19 protein-coding genes are annotated in these 18938 nt (G+C 42.1%); all 19 read right to left on the reverse strand.

The window, feature by feature from the left end; genetic code table 11:
* Positions 1–2220 (reverse strand): D-ornithine 4,5-aminomutase subunit OraE, encoded by a 2220-nt coding sequence (gene oraE, locus PVE40_RS00135; RefSeq protein WP_274729854.1) that lies wholly within the window; start codon positions 2218–2220, stop codon positions 1–3.
* Positions 2220–2591, reverse strand: a complete 372-nt coding sequence (locus PVE40_RS00140) for an ornithine aminomutase subunit alpha (protein WP_274729855.1) — start codon at positions 2589–2591, stop codon at positions 2220–2222. Before PVE40_RS00140 ends, oraE begins: the two co-directional genes overlap by 1 nt.
* The gene (gene ortB / locus PVE40_RS00145; protein WP_274729856.1) at positions 2591–4012 is read right to left on the reverse strand and encodes a 2-amino-4-oxopentanoate thiolase subunit OrtB; all 1422 of its coding nucleotides are present in this window, start codon (positions 4010–4012) and stop codon (positions 2591–2593) included. Before ortB ends, PVE40_RS00140 begins: the two co-directional genes overlap by 1 nt.
* Positions 3999–4310 (reverse strand): 2-amino-4-oxopentanoate thiolase subunit OrtA, encoded by a 312-nt coding sequence (ortA, locus tag PVE40_RS00150; protein WP_274729857.1) that lies wholly within the window; start codon positions 4308–4310, stop codon positions 3999–4001. The genes ortB and ortA overlap by 14 nt, the downstream gene beginning before the upstream one ends.
* A 19-nt stretch (positions 4311–4329) precedes the next feature.
* Positions 4330–5388, reverse strand: coding sequence for a 2,4-diaminopentanoate dehydrogenase (gene ord, locus PVE40_RS00155; protein WP_274729858.1), 1059 nt, complete (start codon positions 5386–5388; stop codon positions 4330–4332).
* A gap of 192 nt (positions 5389–5580) precedes the next feature.
* The gene (locus tag PVE40_RS00160) at positions 5581–5952 is read right to left on the reverse strand and encodes a hypothetical protein (protein ID WP_274729859.1); all 372 of its coding nucleotides are present in this window, start codon (positions 5950–5952) and stop codon (positions 5581–5583) included.
* Positions 5949–6830: a DsbA family protein gene (locus PVE40_RS00165; RefSeq protein WP_274729860.1), complete on the reverse strand. Its 882-nt coding sequence runs from the start codon at positions 6828–6830 to the stop codon at positions 5949–5951. Before PVE40_RS00165 ends, PVE40_RS00160 begins: the two co-directional genes overlap by 4 nt.
* A complete protein-coding gene (locus PVE40_RS00170; protein ID WP_274729861.1) occupies positions 6823–6960 on the reverse strand; it encodes a hypothetical protein in 138 nt (45 codons plus the stop codon). The genes PVE40_RS00165 and PVE40_RS00170 overlap by 8 nt, the downstream gene beginning before the upstream one ends.
* A gap of 41 nt (positions 6961–7001) precedes the next feature.
* Positions 7002–7181 (reverse strand): hypothetical protein, encoded by a 180-nt coding sequence (locus tag PVE40_RS00175; RefSeq protein WP_274729862.1) that lies wholly within the window; start codon positions 7179–7181, stop codon positions 7002–7004.
* A gap of 5 nt (positions 7182–7186) precedes the next feature.
* The gene (locus tag PVE40_RS00180; protein ID WP_274729863.1) at positions 7187–7879 is read right to left on the reverse strand and encodes an NAD(P)H-dependent oxidoreductase; all 693 of its coding nucleotides are present in this window, start codon (positions 7877–7879) and stop codon (positions 7187–7189) included.
* A 138-nt stretch (positions 7880–8017) separates the two neighbouring features.
* Positions 8018–9094, reverse strand: coding sequence for a Gfo/Idh/MocA family protein (locus tag PVE40_RS00185; RefSeq protein WP_274729864.1), 1077 nt, complete (start codon positions 9092–9094; stop codon positions 8018–8020).
* Between the two features lie 28 nt (positions 9095–9122).
* Entirely contained in the window at positions 9123–10007 is an 885-nt protein-coding gene (locus PVE40_RS00190; RefSeq protein ID WP_274729865.1) for a Gfo/Idh/MocA family protein, read from the reverse strand.
* A 107-nt stretch (positions 10008–10114) separates the two neighbouring features.
* The gene (locus PVE40_RS00195; RefSeq protein ID WP_274729866.1) at positions 10115–10963 is read right to left on the reverse strand and encodes an SDR family oxidoreductase; all 849 of its coding nucleotides are present in this window, start codon (positions 10961–10963) and stop codon (positions 10115–10117) included.
* Between the two features lie 22 nt (positions 10964–10985).
* On the reverse strand, positions 10986–12035 hold the full coding sequence (uxuA, locus tag PVE40_RS00200) for a mannonate dehydratase (RefSeq protein ID WP_274729867.1): 1050 nt from the start codon (positions 12033–12035) through the stop codon (positions 10986–10988).
* Between the two features lie 29 nt (positions 12036–12064).
* Positions 12065–13480 (reverse strand): glucuronate isomerase, encoded by a 1416-nt coding sequence (gene uxaC, locus PVE40_RS00205; RefSeq protein ID WP_274729868.1) that lies wholly within the window; start codon positions 13478–13480, stop codon positions 12065–12067.
* A 36-nt stretch (positions 13481–13516) separates the two neighbouring features.
* Positions 13517–14164 carry a bifunctional 2-keto-4-hydroxyglutarate aldolase/2-keto-3-deoxy-6-phosphogluconate aldolase gene (locus PVE40_RS00210; RefSeq protein ID WP_274729869.1) on the reverse strand — a complete coding sequence of 216 codons (648 nt, stop codon included), beginning with the start codon at positions 14162–14164 and terminating at the stop codon, positions 13517–13519.
* Between the two features lie 106 nt (positions 14165–14270).
* Complete coding sequence (locus tag PVE40_RS00215) at positions 14271–15050, reverse strand: IclR family transcriptional regulator (RefSeq protein ID WP_274729870.1); 780 nt, start codon at positions 15048–15050, stop codon at positions 14271–14273.
* 362 nt (positions 15051–15412) lie between these two features.
* Positions 15413–17173 carry an ABC transporter ATP-binding protein gene (locus PVE40_RS00220; RefSeq protein ID WP_274729907.1) on the reverse strand — a complete coding sequence of 587 codons (1761 nt, stop codon included), beginning with the start codon at positions 17171–17173 and terminating at the stop codon, positions 15413–15415.
* Positions 17170–18909 carry an ABC transporter ATP-binding protein gene (locus PVE40_RS00225; RefSeq protein ID WP_274729871.1) on the reverse strand — a complete coding sequence of 580 codons (1740 nt, stop codon included), beginning with the start codon at positions 18907–18909 and terminating at the stop codon, positions 17170–17172. Before PVE40_RS00225 ends, PVE40_RS00220 begins: the two co-directional genes overlap by 4 nt.
* Between the last annotated feature and the right edge of the window lie 29 nt (positions 18910–18938).

The raw sequence follows: 18938 nt of genomic DNA on the forward strand, positions 1-18938 counted from the left end.
TTATTCGCTCTCCATTCTCCTTCTGTTCTCCACAAGTGCGGTAGCCACATCAATCCCTTTGGTCCCTCTTCCAAAGGCTGCATCCATGCCATTCTTAACTGCAATTTCTGGAATAACTTGCGTTCCTCCTGCTAGCAGAATCAATTTTTCACGTACGCCTTTTTCAATCGTCAAGTCGTTAATGCGTTTCATATTCTTGTAATGAATCTCGTCATGGGAAATGATCGTTGAAGCAAGTATTCCATCAGCATTCAGTTCAATTGCTGCGTCCACAATTTTTTCTACTGGCACACTGGTACCTAAGTAATGTACTTCAATACCGTATTTCTCAATCCCGCCATGCTTAATATCAATAATTTCACGAAGACCTACTGAGTGCTCGTCTTCTCCAACGGTCCCTGCCACGACTACCATTTTTTTGCGTTTGATTTCTGCACGGATTTCATCTTCTGATAGAACAGTAGGTTCTTCTGGAATAACGAGTGTATCTTTCTCAACTGCGAATGGTAAACGCCCCTTCATCTCTACACGCGTTCCTTCAGCATTCTGCATTACTTCTGTATTGATGACGACACATTCCTCTAATCCAAGCTTTTTACCCATTTCCAGCGCTGCAAATTCTGCAACTCGTTTGGATTCCGGTAACATGAACGTCAAGAGAATGATACCGTCGCCTTTCCATTCAGCTTCTGGGTGGATAAGTCCTCCATCCCGGTATTCCTTCGTTTCTTCTAAACGAAGATTCACATTGTCATTTTCATCCAATTCATCAATGTAGACAATCATGTCCGGATCTTCAAACGTTGTTTTTCCAATTAGTTTTCCTGGTTGATCCACTGCAGTCTCATCATATTGTGCCACGTTGTTGTATCCGTAGTGTGCATTGACAGGTGCAAGGTAATCTTCGTCACGTTTATAAATGGAGCCTGCGCCAATTCCGCCTTGAATGTCACGTTTGATTCCATCTTCATTACGTTCTGGGAAATTCCCTGAATCAACAAACATACCTTCTTCTACAGCATTGAAGTAGCCGCCTTCTGCAACAATCCGTTCCATAAATAGAACCGCACGCTCTTTGATTTCACGAGCCATTTCTCTTAATGGGCCCTCCTCTTTCAGTTGAACCAAGTCTCCTAGTCCATCTAACCCTTGGAACACTTGCTTCGCTGTATCAATTGCTTCCATATTGTAAATATGCCAAGGCACGTTGCGGCCTTCATCTGGTGTAATAGTGGATTGAATATCAGCACTCGTCAACTTCGAAATCAGTAGGTTCAATGTATGCGTTACGGTTGCTTCTCTAGTAGAAGCTTCCATATACTTCGTATTTTGTTGTGCCCGCATCCGGAAATCACTGAAGAATTCACGTAAAGCTACGGCATAAGGTAAATCCAAGTACATCGATGGAGCAGGCGGTGCGGTTGGTGGCACAGTTGAAAGACAGATATTAGATGGATCAATTCCTACCTTATAAGAAAATGCAGTATTGATGGCATGTTGGACCATCAGTTCAGGCATAACCTTCCATGCTTCTCTTGCTGTCGCATTCGCATTGTGTGCACCGTCAATTTGAGCAATCCCAGCCCAAGCCATTACTTTTTTCGCCTCGCATGCATCTACGAACGAACGAACCATGTTAATGTTCCGATAAAGGACATTGTATTGAGGGTCTTGGTGGGCACCATTTACGCCCTCTTCCGCAAACATAACAGAAATTTCTGGACCGGCAATCCCGGAAATATAACTATGATAGTTAATGGGACGTCCCACTTCTTCTTCAATGGCATCCAATGCCTTCCGCTGAGCACGTACTTGTTTTCTAGTAATCGGAATTCCGCCAACCCCCTGTGGTGTTCCTTCGATCAAGCCGTCGAAGTGGGATTGTCCAGCAGTTCGGATAACCATGATATGATCTGCACCATGCCAAGCAGCCATACGCATCCGGCGAATATCATCTTCAAAACGCCCAGAAGCAATTTCAGTTGTAATGGATGCCGTTCCTTGTGGGTCAATGTTATCAAAGTACTTCGCTGATGGAAGCGGCACAAAGTTTTTCAACGATTCGGACATGTCTTTGTATTCAAATTTATTCATTTGATAGCGAGGTTTCGGTGTGCGCCATGTCCAGCCACGACGTTTCGGACGATAATTTTCTAAATCATTCAATATTTCATGAATATTAATTTTCTCGTCTTTATTCAACTTGATTTCTTCATTCATTATTCGTGACCTCCGTTAAATAATTGTCCCATTTGATCCCAATAACTGCCTTCTGCCAATTTCAACCCAGCTTCGCGAACACTTAGTCCATTCTTTTTAGCAACCAGGTACACAATGTGTCCGGCACCTTTTCCCATTAATTCATTTTGGATGACCCGGTTCACGATTTCTGTTGCTTCAATGGAAGAAAAACCCATCCGCAGCAACACAGAACGTTCGATGGAAGGCGATGTATATTCATGACCAAGATCCAATAGAGGTTGAACGATTTCTTCTGCTAATTTCCAGAAATGTTCCTTCAATTGTTCATCAGATAAGTCAATGAGATGTTTTCTTTTTTCTTCAAAGCTCGTTTCGATTGATTGTTCCATTATTTTCCCTCTTCTTTCTGTAGTTCTGCGACAAATTTCAATACATCTTCCACAGTTCCATTAATTTCCTCAGCTAAATAGTGTAATTCCACTTCACAAAAATCACCGTTTCCTTCTTTGAGAGCATTTCTAATAGCAGAGCGTCTCAATTTTTCCAAGTCCACATCTACAGCTTTGATTAGTGACAAGTTGGAAGGCAGAACAATCGATTCTCCTGGGATTTCATCAGCAGGGTTTCCAAAGTAGATGTTTACCCCGTTGTCTCGTGCAAAGGATAATTGTGCCTGCACACTCTTTCCTGCTCCGGTATACTCAGTTTCTTGAACAAGTATAATTTGTTCTTCATCCATTTCCTGAGCTAAGGAGAACGCAGCCGCTAAGGACGTGTTTCCTGCCGGACCTTTTTCCAACCCTTCAATCCAGGAGAGTGCTTCAGTTATATAGAAGACTTCACCTTGATGGATTAATACATATCGATCCATATACCGCAGTGGACGCGCTGCTGAACGCGGTACATCCGAGCGGTCTGGATTAGTCACAAAGGGAATTCCAAATCCGGTATGTCCAGTTGTAAAGGACTTGCGATTGAAGTCTGTGTCGGAAGCCATATGCAATCCAGCCAAATCTACACTTGCAGCAACGATTTTTGTTGTCTTGTTACCGGCTTTGCGTATACCGCGAGCAGTTCCGGTTAAGTTTCCACCACCGGCATTGGTACATACCACAACGTCTGGCTGTTGCCCAATTTCTCGTTCAAACTGTTTTACAATCTCATAGCCTAATGTTTCTACCCCTGCAATGCCAAAGGGTGTATAGAGGGAAGCATTGAAGTAGCCGGTCTCTTCAATTACTTTTAAGAACTGATAGAATAATTCTGGCCCTACAGTTAATTGAATAACCTCTGCACCTAAAGCTTCACATTTACGAGCCTTTTCCACGATTTCTGGTTGACCAACACCCTTAGAATCAAAGCATTCTTGTACGACGATACATTTCAAACCAAGTTTCGCTGCATGGGAAGCTACAGCTGCTCCATAATTTCCACTTGTCGCAGTGACTACGCCTCTGTAGCCTAGCTTTTTCGCATGGTAGCAAGAAACTGCAGCACGTCGATCTTTGAAACTTCCTGACGCATTCGTCGCTTCGTCTTTAATAAAAATACGAGCACCTTTGCCTGCTGGCGCACATTTGCGGGCGAGTTTCGTTAAATTTTTCAATTCGACAATGGGGGTATTGCCCACACCTACGCGATTTTGAATCTCGATCATTTCTTCTACCTCATAGGCAGCTTCTTGCATCATACCTTCATAATCGAAAGCAACTCCGCTTAATTCAAACTTTGAATAATCTACTTGTAAGGAATCATTCATGATTTGATTCCTGCGACTCATGACCGCTGTATACTCGTTATCCTTCAGCAACCGTATCACCTCCTGCTAATTCTTCTGTAAGTTGCTCATGGATTTGAACAATTTCAGGAATAAAATTTCCGAAGCTGTGAGAAAAGTTAGGACGTACAACTACTAAGGTTCCTTCTTCGATGCGCCCCGTAACCGTTTTAATCCTTACGTGATCGCCAATCGCTGCATCTTCCAGCAACGTTCCCTTCACCCACATCTCTAATGGAACGCGTTTTGTATCATCAGGAACTTGTGGTGCTCGTTGTTCAGGGGTTAGAATCACCGAATGAACTTGCACCCACTCACCTTTAATCGCCATTTCCCTTTCTACCTCCTTGTTATTTCACAATTTTGCATTCTGGTTCGATTTGATCTCTGAAGTCTCCAAGAATTGCATGCGGTACTGGTAAGTCAATCATGGTTCTCAAACCAGGACGAGCATTAATAATCTTCGGAATCATGTTGACACACATCGCAATGGTTCCTAAGCCGCCCTCAACTTCTGGTGTGTTCATTAAATTGATGGATGGTGATCCGTCGATGATTACATAATCCCCTGTTTGAATGCCGACTTGTTCTGGTTCAATTTGTTGAGGATGATCCATCGTGAAGAATTCTTCACCATTTACGATACCGGCTGCCTGCATCGATACTCCGGCAACTTCTCCAGCTTTTGCTTCGCCATGCGGAGCTTTCCGATCAACATCGGTTACGATTGGCTCCATGGAAAGGTTTATGTTATCTAGTTTCACTCCTAATGCATCCGCCATCATTGTTACGGATTCTGCAAATCCTACGTGTCCAGCTAATTCACCCGAAGCTTTCCCAGCTTCGAACTCTTCCACTGTGATTCCAATCCCTTGTTCTTCCATTACTGCTGCGCCGAATGGAGATAGAGAGTTTACTCGACGGGAGGTAATATGTTTTACATCTACGCATGCTCCTGTCATCACAAGCACCAACAAATCCATGATATGACCAGGATTGATCCCTGTCCCTAGAACAGAAACGCCATTTTCTTTCGCAAGTTGATCAATTTGTTCAGCCAACTCAGGCTGTTGTGCTTTAGGATAAGCCATTTCCTCTGCACTGGTGATTACGTTCATTTTATTCTCAAGAATGAGTTTGATTTTATCAAATGCTGTTTTTACAAAAGAGTCTGTACATAGTAAAACAACGTCGGCAATTTCAGGTTTGATGTATTCTTCTACGGTTCCGACTGTAATATTTTCTTTTTCAGCATATTCTTGGCCGATTACTTCAAAAATTGGTTTGCCAACTTTTGCGCCAATATCAATAGCTCCAACGATGTCGACCCCTTTTTTTTCCATCAACATGCGAGCCATACCGCTTCCCATGGCGCCTAATCCCCAAATTACTACTTTAACGTTTTCCATTTAATTAACCTCCGATTTTTATTAAGTAAACTTATTATTTGAAACGCTTTCATGAGTATAGTTTAACGGATCACAAGTGAATAATTATTAATAATGAGAATACTTATTATTCGAAAACGTTTACATTTAGTTAAATGGAAAAGGCCGGAGCTTATCAAATCGCTCCCGCCTCTTTTCGTGGCCATTCATTTTTTATTCTTCCATCTTTTTCTTAATACTCTTTCGTTTCGTTTTAATTAAGATGTTCATCGCAATCAAAATGATACCGACTGCACCTAAGACAAAAATACTTTTCACTCCAAGAAGTTGAAGGACAAGCAAACCAAACCCATATGCCAAAAGTGTAAGAAGATTTAATTTTTCTTCCCAATCATCGCGCTTTGGATAGTTTTTACTCAACTTCACAAAAAGGAAGTGGATGAGATACGAACCTGTAACTGCTGAAAAAACAAAAATGACATTTTCATATTCGCCTAGAGATGATCCAGCGTATTGTTTTAACATGACGATCATAATTAAAAATACACTCTGCAAAGCATTCTCGATATCTTTTGCTAGATTCATTGCTGACCCTTTTCAGGAGCATGTTGGATTTTTTTGTAGTAATTCTGTCCTAACAGCTCTCCTTTTTGATGATTTTCTTTCCCTAAAGTCATATCAACGAAACGCTGCACCTCTACTTCTTCTAAGTTGTAGAGCACTTCAATTTCCCGGTTCAGCAACATCGGCGTCATTTCCATCACTACATCCAAGCTTGGGATCGGGTCGGCCAGTAATTCTGTATCGGTTGGGAGAATTTGTTGGAGTGCTTCGATAAGTGCTTCATAGGATTGGGCGCCCACTACTTTGATTCCTTGATTATCTCCGTTCACCATCACAACTGTAGGGAATCCACTTACTGTCAGGGCTTGAGCTAAACCAAGATCTCCATTCAAGAGCATTCTCCCTTCAAAGGAGTTTGCTTCTTGCCAGATTTCTTCTGCATCCAAGTCCATTTCTTCCAAAATACCCGTAACAACCTCTGCTTTTGAAATATCTTGGTTCCACATCATCACTGTTTCACGTAACTTGCGTAAAAATACAGAAGCTTTTTCTGGATCATCACGGCGTACTACTTGATAAACTTGCGAACTTGGGAAAGAAGAATCAATTGGTTCATCCAACCAAATTCGGCCATCCATTACCATTCGGGTGTAGTCCCCAATCTCACGCCAATGTTTCGCTACATCTACCGCATTGGTAATGCCATTTGCTCCATCACCGCCAAAATTTTCCCATTTTTCAATCATTCCGCCCATGACAGTCGTATCATTATGGATGTATTTGGCATATTGATAACGAAATTTCCGTAGCGTGGGTTCAAATACCCAACAGAAAGAACAGAGCGGGTCAGTAATATAGTACAAATCAATTTGAGGAGCTTCATTTAAGGGATTATTCATCTGCTTCTTCCTTTTCTTTATCAGATTCTTCCTGTGGTGCAAAAGGACTGCACATCCCGGTAATGGGATCACATATCATTCCTTCTTGAAGCTCATTACTGTTCGGTTCAAGAAATGTAAATTTTTCCATGTTTTTCGCTCCTTTTTTCGGACACAACCGAATCAAATATTTTATCCCCATTCTTTCGGGCTCCACATCCGGCCATCAATTTCGCCTTCTGCTTGATAAATGCGTTGGTATTGTTCCTTTATTAAAGCAGCAAACTCTTGAAATAAAGCAATCTGTCGATAGTCTTTGCTTTTTTCTTGTAACTGGAAAATTTGTTCTAACATCCATTCTTCTTGTGCCAACTTCTTTATTCCTCCATCTCTTCCAAGGTCCAAAGTAAATCATCCAAACGCTCTCGGTTTTCTTCCATTTGCTGAATCATTAGATCCACCAATTGTTGATCCGTTTCTGCTAAGTCCTTCTTGCCTAGATGAAGCAGTTCCTGCTTGAACCACTGTTCTCGTATAGCAAGAGAGGAGCGATTTTCTTTCGTTAAATACTGCCGATATTGAATCAGCAACGTTTTCCGTTGCGTCTCGTTCATGTATTCAAAACGGGAAATGACAAAAAGAGGTAAATAGGTCATCCGGCATTTCTGAGCCATAGCTTGAAACGGCCGCATCAATTCTGCCATTGTATAGTTTTCTCGCGCACCGGGTTGATATTCATATTCATGAACACCCGTTGCCACTACAATACCGAACTCTTTCCCCGTCAAACTTGTCCCATTTTTCCCGTAGGCAAATCCTTCTGTCAATACGACATCCTGCCAATGCTTTAATATCGGCGGGGAACTGTACCAGTAGAGTGGAAATTGAAACAAGATGCGATCATGCTGGCTTAAGAGCGACTGCTCTTTTTGAAGATCAATGTTCCCATCTGGGTAATACTCTTCCAAGTGATGCCACGTCACGTCATGATCAGGTAAACTTTCACGCAAAAACTGCTGCGTCTGTGATTCTTGTAGATAGGGATGGGAAATGATAATCAGTGTTTTCATGATCGACCGTCCTTTTTTAGTCCTCTTCAAATCATAGCAATTGAAACAGAATAATTCAATGATTACAGCTTTTTTCCTCCTCTAAAGCTTCGATATAAAAAAAGAGGCCAGCTGCAAGCTTGGCCCCTCCTTCATTCATCAGTCTGTAATACGCATCGCTTGTTCCTGTGCAAGTAAGCAAAGCTCTTGTGCCTTAAAGATATGCTCTTGGGTCATCGCATGCTCGGTTCCGTTGATGATGTCCAAAATCATTTCTCCAAAGAACGGGAAGCCTACTTTTCCAGTAACGGAGTGATGTTCTTCACTGTCTTTCGTAACTAAGAAGACATGGTCTCCTGTCTCTTCCGTTGCTACGTTGATGTACTTACGGATTTCAATCGTTCCTTCGGTTCCGGTAATGAACGTTCGACCGTCTCCCCATGTTCCTAGCCCATCTGGAGTAAACCAATCCACTTTAAAGAAGAATGTAGCGCCATTCTCTCCCACTAAAGTAGCATCACCGTAATCTTCTAGCTCAGGCGTTTCAGGGTTGTTGTAGTTTGCCACTTTACTATGAATCACTTTGGCATCTTCGTTTCCTGTAAAGTACAGGAATTGTTCGATTTGATGGCTTCCAATATCTGCTAAAATCCCGCCATATTGTTCCTTCTTGAAGAACCATTCTGGACGTTTTTCCTTATCCAAGCGATGTGGTCCAAATCCAGTAACTTGAAGAACACGTCCAATTTTGCCTTCTTTAATCAATTGGCCAGCTAGAACGGCACCTTCTACATGGAGTCGTTCGCTAAAGTAAACCCAGTATTTGCGTCCTGTTTCAGCTGCAACGCGCTTCGTTTCTTCTAACTGAGCCGTAGTGGTAAATCCAGTTTTATCAGTAAAGTAATCTTTCCCAGCACGCATCACCCGGTTCCCTAATTCGCTGCGCAAATTCGGTACAGCAGCAGCCGCAACCAACTTAATTTCTGGATCTTCCAAAATTTGCTCCAGAGATTCTGCCGCTTGTACTTCAGGGAAGCTCTCCAAATAATTCTTCACCTTTTCAGGGTCTGCATCGTAGACATACTTAATCGTTGCCCCTGCTTCCAATAATCCATTGGACATTCCATTGATGTGCCCGTGGTCGAGTGCAGTCACGCCGACTACAAATTCTCCCGGCTCTACCACCCGATTGATTTTCCCTTTTGGTGCGTAATTCATTCCATCATTTGCTGACACGATAAAACTCCTTTCAAAACCATACTGTTCATTTATGCAGTTGCTTCACATTGCATACTGGCACTTTTTTTAGTTCTTCCATTAAAATCGTTCTCGTTTCTGTTGATGATTGCTTCATTGCATCAATCATCAACATCGAAGGCAACGCATCTTCTACCGATACAAAGTCATCGGTATCTTCTTCGATTGCTTGGTAAAACCGTTGGATGAACGTTGCATGACCCGGTCCATAGTAAGACTTTGTCCCTGCTTTTTGTTCATCTTGTGCAAGAACCGTTACATTCCCATCAAAATCAATTTTGTACAGTTGATAATTTTTAATAGTATAGGTCGCCTTTTCGGTCACGACTTCCAACTCTACACTGGAATTGGTGGCATAAGCATTCGTAGACATGTAAAAGCCGGTCCGGTTCCCTTCAAAAGTAAAGTTCGCCACTGCGGTGTCTTCTACTTCTACATTATAATCCGTAATGTTGGAAAGACTCGCCTTACAAGCAACGAGTTCTCCGCCAACCACTTGCATCAAGTCCAGTGTATGAATGGCTTGATTGATAATCGTACCGCCGCCAGCAGTTGACCATCTGCCTCGCCAAGGTTTCTCTGTGTAATATTCATCCGGGCGATGCCATGCTACCAAGCCCTTGATTGCTTTTATTTCACCATGGTCATCTGTTCTCAAAACCTCTAGTAACTTCTGAAAAGTTGTATTGTAACGGTTCTGGAAACAGACTGCGATTTTGGTTGAGACTTTCTTAGCCAATTCTGCTGTTTTAAGACCTTCACAAAAATCTAACGACAATGGTTTTTCTTGTAAAACATGGACGCCTTTTTCTGCACAAATCTTCGTGACTGGATAATGCAAATGATGTGGCAGACAAATATGAACAACGTCTATTTTTTCTTGGTCTAGCATCTCTTCTACATTTTAGAAAAAGTTTCACTAAAAGTGAAGGAGCCTAATAGAAATCTTCATATTGAAGTTTTTTCTATCGGCTCCTTTCCTACTTAATATCTATTTAATTAAACGCCAGAGTACGCACTGAATCCACCGTCGATTGGCAATACAACTCCGTTTACGAAGCTGGATGCTTTTTCGTCAGCCAAGAACATCAATCCACCCAACAGCTCTTCAGACTCACCGAAGCGGCCCATTGGCGTGTTGTTGATGATTTTTTGGCCACGCGGTTTTAATGTTTCGTGGTCTGATTCGAATAACAAGTCGCGGTTTTGGTTTGATACCAAGAAACCTGGTGCGATTGCGTTACAACGAATTCCTGCTTTGGAGAAATGCACTGCCAACCATTGTGTGAAGTTGGAGATAGCTGATTTAGCTCCTGAATATGCAGGAATCTTAGTTAGTGGTGTGAATGCATTCATACTAGAGATGTTGATGATGTTTGCACCTTCACGTCCAACCATGTCTTTTGCAAAAACTTGTGTTGGCAACAATGTTCCCAAGAAGTTTAAGTTGAAGACGAATTCTACACCGCTTTGATCTAGATCAAAGAATGTTTTTGTTCCTTCAGGCATGTCTGCTTCATGGAATTCATTATCTGTCGTTGCACGAGGGTTGTTCCCGCCAGCACCGTTAACCAATACGTCAACTGCACCTAGGTCAGCTACTACGCCTGCTTTTGCTGCTTCAATAGAATCTTTTTCTAATACGTTACATTTGTAAGCTTTCGCTACGCCGCCATCTGCAACGATTTCGTCCGCATATTTTTGTGCTGCTTCCTCATTCAAGTCAAGCAGAGCAACCTTTGCGCCTGCTTTTGCGAATGCTTTTGCAAAGTCAGAACACAATACGCCACCAGCACCTGTAACGACAACTACTTTGTCAGTAAAATCATGTACAAATGGATTTGTCATGGTTAAAAAACCTACTTTCTTTTTATTGTTGAGCTTTTAAGTTCTTTTTAACTGCTTCTTCTAGACCATTTAGGTATGTTGCACCCAATGCGCGGTCGTATAAACCGTATCCTGGTTTACCAGTTTCGCCCCAAATCATACGGCCGTGGTCTGGACGGATTGCGCCTTCAAAGCCGCCTTCTACACATGCTTTTACGACTTCATACATGTCGATGGATCCCATTTCGGACAAGTGAGCAGATTCTTCGAATGAACGTCCGCCAACTAATTTCACGTTACGTGCATGCACGAAGTTTACGCGTTTTTTAGCTAACATGTCTTTCAAGATTTCTACTGCATCGTTCTTTGGATCAGATGCGAATGAACCAACACATAGTGTTACTCCATTATATTCGCTGTCATATAGCTTGATGAAACGGTTCAACGCTTCGCCGCCTGTGATGATACGAGGCAAGCCGAAGATGCTGTATGGAGGATCATCTGGGTGAATCGCCATCTTGACGCCAGCTTCTTCTGCAACTGGGATAATTTCTTTGATGAAGTATTCTAGGTTAGCCCATAGTTTTTCTTCGTCAACTTCTTTGTACTCATCCATTAAGGCATTCATTTCTTCAGAACTGTAGCTTTCGTCCCAACCTGGAAGTGAAAGCGTACGTGGGTCCATTTTGTTTACTTCTTCTTCATCGAAGATTAACGCGTTGGAACCATCTGGTAAATCATAAGCCAAGTTGGAACGAGTCCAGTCAAAGATTGGCATGAAGTTGTAACATACAACAGGAATTCCTGCTTTACCTAAGTTGCGCAAGGTTTCTTTGTATGCACTAATGTATTGATCACGGTCTGGACGACCCAATTTAATGGATTCGTGAACCGGTACAGATTCGATAACAGAAATGTATAGGCCTTCTGCTTCTACGTCTGCTTTCAACTTTTCGATGCGTTCCATTGGCCATGCTTGTCCAACTGGAATATCGTAAATTGCTGTAACAATCCCTTTCATACCTGGGATTTGACGAATATTTTTCAATGTAACAGGATCATCGTGACCGTACCATCTGAATGACATTTCCATTTTCAAAACACTTCCTTATTTATAATTTTTTATTTATTAAACTCGAAGTATTCTACTGCATTGTTATAGCTAATATTGGTAATTAGTTTTTCCAATAACGCGTCGTCATTTGGAATCTCACCACGTTCAACGAGGTCTCCGATGAAGTCACACAGGATTCTACGGAAATACTCATGACGTGTATAAGAAATGAAGCTTCTTGAATCAGTCAGCATACCGACAAAGTTCATTAACAACCCTGCCTCAGATAAAGCTTTCAACTGCTTCAACATGCCATACTTCGTATCGTTAAACCACCATCCAGAACCAAGTTGAACTTTGCTCTTTATTCCTTGATCATTCATCTGGAAGTTCGCTGCTGCGGTTCCAGCCAAATCAAAGTAGGTTGGGTCTAAAGGATACATAATGAATTTAGGCAGTTTGTTTTCTTTATCCATGCCGTCCATCAACTTGTTTAGGGCATAGCTGACGTTTGGTTGATCTTGAATCGCATCCACACCCGCATCAGCGCCTACGCTATTGAAAATACGAGAGTTGTTGTTGCGAATGGCACCAAAATGCAACTGCATCACGAAGTTTTTATCGTGATAAATTTTCCCAAGTTCTACAAACAATTTTGTTTGGAATTTGGCGTATTCTTCATCACTTACAGCCTCGCCTTTTGCAGCCTTTTGGAAAATCGCTTCAATTTCTTCGTCGCTTGCTTCTACATAGTAAATGGTCGACAAGCCGTGATCTGAAACGTTGGAACCGTGGTCAGCGAAATATTGGATGCGTTCTTCCATTCCTGCTAGCAGGTCTTGGAAGCTGTCCATTTCACGTCCCGTTCCCTCTTTCATTTTATCAAGGAAACCAGTAAACTTCGCTGCATCTTGAACGGCAAAAGCTTCATCAGGACGGAAACCAGGGGCTACCGTTACATCAAAAGAGTCATCTTCTGCAATTTGTTTGTGCCAAGCTAAGTCATCGGTTGGATTATCTGTTGTACATACGAAGGTAACATTAGAGTTCTTGATAAGTGTGCGTGCAGTCAATTTTTCATCTTTGATCACTTGGTTACAGTGGTCATAGATTTCTTTCCAGTTTTTGGAATTTAACAATTCATCCACATGGAAGTAGCGTTTTAATTCCAAAGCAGACCAGTGGAACAAAGGATTCCCTACTGCGTTCTCACAAGCGTATGCCCAAGCTTCGAACTTTTCTTCTGGTGTAGCATTTCCAGTGATTTTCACTTCTGGAATTCCCATTGCACGCATTGCACGCCATTTGTAATGGTCGCCGCCTAACCATAGTTCGGTAACATTCTCAAACTCATGATCTTCCGCAATTTGCTGTGGAGATAGATGACAATGATAGTCAAAAATCGGCATATTTTTTGAAAAATCGTGATAGAGATGTTTCGCTGTCTCTGTTTGGAGCATGAAATCATCGTGAATAAAAGACATTACTTCAGTCTCTCCTTCTTTTATTGCCAAAAAGATCTATTTTGCTAAAATTTCTATTAATTTATCAGCAAATTCTTTTGCGTTTGCTTCTACTTGTGCAGAGCCGCCTTCTTTTAGACCTTTCGTTAAAGCACTACCTACACCTACAGCCCAAGCGCCGTTTGCAATCCATTTTTCCATGTTGTCCAAGGAAACGCCGCCTGAAGGCATTGCTTCTACCCAAGGAATTGGACCGTGCAAGTCTTTAATGAATCCAGGACCTAATAGTCCACCTGGGAACAATTTAACAACTTCGCAACCAGCTTCTAGTGCAGTTGCAACTTCCGTAATGGAACCACAACCTGGTAGGTAAGGGATGGTGTAGAGGTTACACATTTTTGCAATTCTTTCATTGAAGTTTGGGCTAACGATGAATTTCGCGCCATTCAAAATTGCAAGTCTTGCAGACACTTCATCTAAAACCGTTCCAGCTCCAACAACCATATCTGTATCTGCAAATTCGTCAGCAAGACGACGCATTACTTGTTCAGCGTTTGGTGTAGAAAAAGTTACTTCGACGTTTTTGATTCCGCCTTGGTAAACAGCTTTCGAAATTTCATAGCCTTCTTCTTGTGTAGAGCCACGAACGACTGCGAAAAGGAAGTTCTTTTGCATTTGGTCTAAGATATCTCTTTTTAAGCTCATTAATGTTCCTCCATTCATAGTTTGCGTCTCACATTATGAAACGCAATATCACATACCGAATCAATTATAAAATTTTATGAAATTTATGTCAATGCCTTCTACTCAGCTATTTCCACTTTCCACCTAATAATTGTGTAATTTTCTCGGCACATTCTAATGCTTTTTGAATATAGTAGCTTTTTCTTTCTTTTTCACTGATCGGTAAAGAAATGCTCACTGCGCCTGCTGCTTCTTCTTTGTAACTAGAAAATACGCAACCCACACAAAAAACACCGTACTCAAACTCTTCATCATCTAACGCATACCCTACTTCACGAATGTGTTGCAGTTCTTCGTGAAAATGATTGAGTTCGGTAATGGTATATTCGGTTTTCTTTTCCGCAGTAATACGTCCCCAATAAGAATCCACTTCACTCTGTTCGCGAGTGGCCAGAATTGCTTTCCCAACCGCCGTACAGTATAAAGGCGCTTTCAACCCGATTTTCGAACGCATCTTGGATTCTTGATAGTCTCCATACTTATCAACATATAAAACTTCATCTCGATCTTCGATGACTAGGTGGACGGTTTGTCCAATCTCTTGTGACAATTGACGAATATTACTTTTTGCGACATTAAGGAAATCAATATTCTGGACACGTTTATTGCCCAATTCAAACATCCGTAATGAAATACGGTATTGTTTGGTGTCTTCAATTTGTTCAATCAAGCCGTTTTCGATCAATGAGTGGACTAGGCGGTGTGTTGTTGCTTTATGCAACTGAACCTTGTCACTCAAATCATTGAGACTCAAACTCGGGTAATCTGATAGAGTTTCGATGATTGATACTGCACGATCAATTGATTGAACTTTGGAGGTTACTCCTTGTTCTTCTCTTGTTGCCATGAACTTCTCTTCTCCTATGGAAATGGTATTCCTACTATTTACAATCCATGTTAAGTATAGAATCTTTATTTAAACAAAGCAACTTTTCCCGAATGGATCCCTCTATTTCCCTTGCCTACAAGCTTAAGATTCATGGAAATCAAAAACTGCGTGTCTCTTTAAAACAGGATTTGCAAAGTGGTTGGTGTCATTTTTTTAGCATGTGAGATTTCTGGACAGGTAGAAAAACTTCGATGATACCGATTACATAAAAACAAAAAAAAACGAGAAGCCACTGTAGTACCAGTATCTCACGTGTACTCCATTCAACAAAAAATAGTGTGGCTAAAGGAGAAATCTTTCTCCTCTTGCCCACACTGTTTTTAACTTGCTTCTTCCATGCCTTTCTTTTGCATCCGGTACATTTCAGCATACTTTCCATTTTCCAGCAACAAGGAATCATGGCTGCCGCGTTCCACAATCTTCCCAGCGTCTAGGACCAGAATTTGATCCGCGTGCTGGATGGTGGAGAGACGGTGCGCGATAATAAACGTCGTGCGACCTTCTTTTAAGACATCCATCGCGTGCTGAATAATTTCTTCTGTCTCTGTGTCGATACTGGAAGTTGCTTCGTCCAAAATCAAAATTTTCGGATCATAAGCAAGCGCCCGTGCGAAAGAAATTAACTGTCGTTGTCCAGAACTTAGGGTACCGCCCTTTTCAACTACCGGTTCTCCTAAGCCTTTTTCAAAATGAGTCAGCATCGAATCGCCGCCTACTTCGGTCAGAGCCTTCGCGGCCATTTCCGTAGTGATGGCTGGGTTATCGAGTGTAATATTCGACTCAATTGTTCCAGTGAATAAGAATGGATCTTGTAAGACGATTCCCATCGCTTCCCGGATACTTTGGCGTGAGCTGGCTTTTGTATCTTGTCCATCAATCAGAATCTTTCCTTCTTGTGGATCATAGAAACGAAACAGCAAGTTCATGATAGAGCTCTTTCCTGAACCTGTGTGCCCTACCAACGCAACCGTTTCACCCGGCATTGCGGTAAAATGGATGTCATTCAAAACAGGTGACTCTTCTTGATAGCCAAAGGTAACGTGCTGGAATTCCACTTTTCCCTCGCCAATTTCGAATACACCAGTTTCCTCTTCTTCCTCTGGTTCATCAATTAGTTTGAAAACCCGTTCTCCAGCTGCAATAGCTTGTTGAACAAACGCCATTTGCTGGATAATTCCTTGGATTGGATCGTACAAACGCGTCACATAGTCTCCAAATACATACAAAGTCCCAATCGAAATTCCTAATACACCGTTTAAGTACTGCGTACCGAAGTAAACCATCACCAACAACAAGGTAACGTGACGCAACAGTCCTCCTAAGGTAAATTGCGCAGCTGAATCCAGCAGTACATATTTCCGTTCTACTTCAAACCACTCATCATTAATAGTTTGGAATTCTTCAGCAACTTGTTCTTCTTGTTGGAAGGCTTGAATAATCGGCATCCCTTGGACAGACTCATTAATCTTCCCATTAATTTCCCCATTCAATTCTCTTTCTTTCCGACTTAATGCTCCTGCCCGTTTGGAATAGAATCGGTGCCAGAGATACATCAACGGCAACAAGATAAGCAGTGCAATTCCTAATCCTTGATGGAGCCGCGCAATGGCAATGTAGGTTCCGATTACGTACACAACGTTTAGCATCACATTACTGATGGCTGCTACATAGAATTGCTGACGCAATACTTCCGTATCGTTCGTAATTTGAGAGACTACCTTCCCTGCAGGCAGGTTGTCAAAGTAGCGAATAGGCAACCGTTGTAAATGTTCATAAGCCTGGTCCCGAATCACTTTGACAATTCCATTTGCAGCTTTTGTTAAAACCAAAAAGCTTGCGTAGCGAAGGACAGCGGTTGTGAGCATCAGGAATGCGTAAAACAGGAGCAGCCTGATTAGTACTTCAGCGAAAAACTCCCCTTCTGCTGCAGCAGGTGTAATCACTTCATCAATCAGTCTTTGCGCTACTAGCGGAGCAGAAAGGTCGGTGGTAACTGCCACGAGGAGCAAGATGAAACCAATGACAAACCGCCCTTTATAATGCTTCATATAAGATAATAACCGTTTGGTCGTTCTCATTATTCGCCACCTTCTTTCAATTCTTGTCGGAGGTACTGCGTGTAGTACCATCCTTGGCGGCGAATCAATGCTTCATGCGTTCCTCGTTCCACAATTCGTCCATCTTCCATGACGATAATCTCATCAGCCTGTTGTACTGCAGACAAGCGGTGGGTCGAGATAATGGTTGTTTTACCCGCCCGGACACGTTTAATATTTTCAATAATTTTTTGCTCGGTTTTTGCGTCTACTGCGGATAGTGAATCGTCTAAAATCAAAATTTCTGGATTCTTGATTAAGGCGCGGGCAATGGAGATCCGTTGCTTCTGTCCGCCAGAAATGGATACCCCTTTTTCACCAATCATGGTATCCAAGCCTTGATCCATACGCATCAAATCTTCTTCAAAGGCAGCAATCCGAACGCTGTCCATAATTTCTTCGTCCGTTGCTCCGGCTTTTCCGAAGGCTATATTTTCTCTCACACTTCGGGAAAAGAGAATGTGGTCTTGCGGTACATAGCCGATCAGGTTCTGCAAGGAAGGCCGGTGATAGTTTTGCACCGGTTCACTGCCGTAACGGAAGTCCCCTGTTCCAAGTGGATATTGGCGCAATAGTTGGCGTAAGAAGGTTGTTTTCCCAGCACCTGTTTTCCCAACAATCCCTAATGTTTTCCCTTTTGGAATCGTAATATCGATGCGCTCCAGATTTTTTTGTTGGCTGCTTGGATATTGGAAAGTTAATCCATGCATAACAATGTCATCCGCTGTTTCGATTACTTTGATCCCTGTTTCTTCCATCTCGTCGCCAGTTGCCAGCACCTTCTCCACCCGAATCATGGAGGCACTGCCTTGACGGAGAACGTTTGTCAGTTCGCCGATTGAGATAATGGGCCAGACAATCATTCCCAAGTACATTTGGAAGGCAACCATGTCCCCAACAGAAAGCTGTCCATCGAGAACCAAGTTCGCTCCGTACCCAAATGCAATGACATTGCTCGCAGTAATAGAAAGTTTTACCATTGGCGAGAACAAGGCATTTACGTCGGCAACCCGGTTGTTTTTCTTTAACATGCTTTCGGTTTGGCTGCGGAACTTTTGAATATAATCTTCCTCTTTTACATATGCCCGCACCACACGAATACCGTCTACTACTTCCAGTACATCGTTATTCAAGGCAGAGAATGAGTCTTGAGCAATGGTATAACGAGTTTCCACCATGTTGCCTAATTTACCGAATGCATAAGCTAGGAACAGGAGTGGCAGTAAACTGAATAAAGTCAAAGACCAAGCAACGGTTCCGCCCATCATGAAAACAATGACGGTCAGGAATAGTGTGGCGTTCATCAAAACCATCATTCCGTATCCAGCCGTATCTGAAATCGAACGGATGTCCTGGGTGGCACGCGCCATCAAGTCCCCTACGCGGAATTTTTCATAAAAGGTTGCGCGCATATGCAGAAAATGATCCATCATTTTACTGCGCATGTTCCGCTGTAATTTTGCTGCTCCGGTAAATAAATAATAAGACCACGTAAATTCTAAAAAGTAAGCAGCAATCAAACTGAACAAGAATAAGCCAGCTAGGGTAGTTAATCCGCGTCCAGTTAATTCCTGCCGTACAATGGCATCAATGATTCTTCCGACTAAAAAAGGAATGAACACACTGAATAAGTTACTGCCGATCATGGTGACCAATGAAATAAAATAATTTTTGCGATTTTCCTTGAAAAATCCTTTCAACTTAAACATCACATCAAACATATAAATTGCTTCCCTCTTTTCTGCCTCCC

The sequence above is a fragment of the Jeotgalibaca caeni genome, assembly GCF_028863945.1.
GTDB lineage: Bacteria > Bacillota > Bacilli > Lactobacillales > Aerococcaceae > Jeotgalibaca > Jeotgalibaca caeni.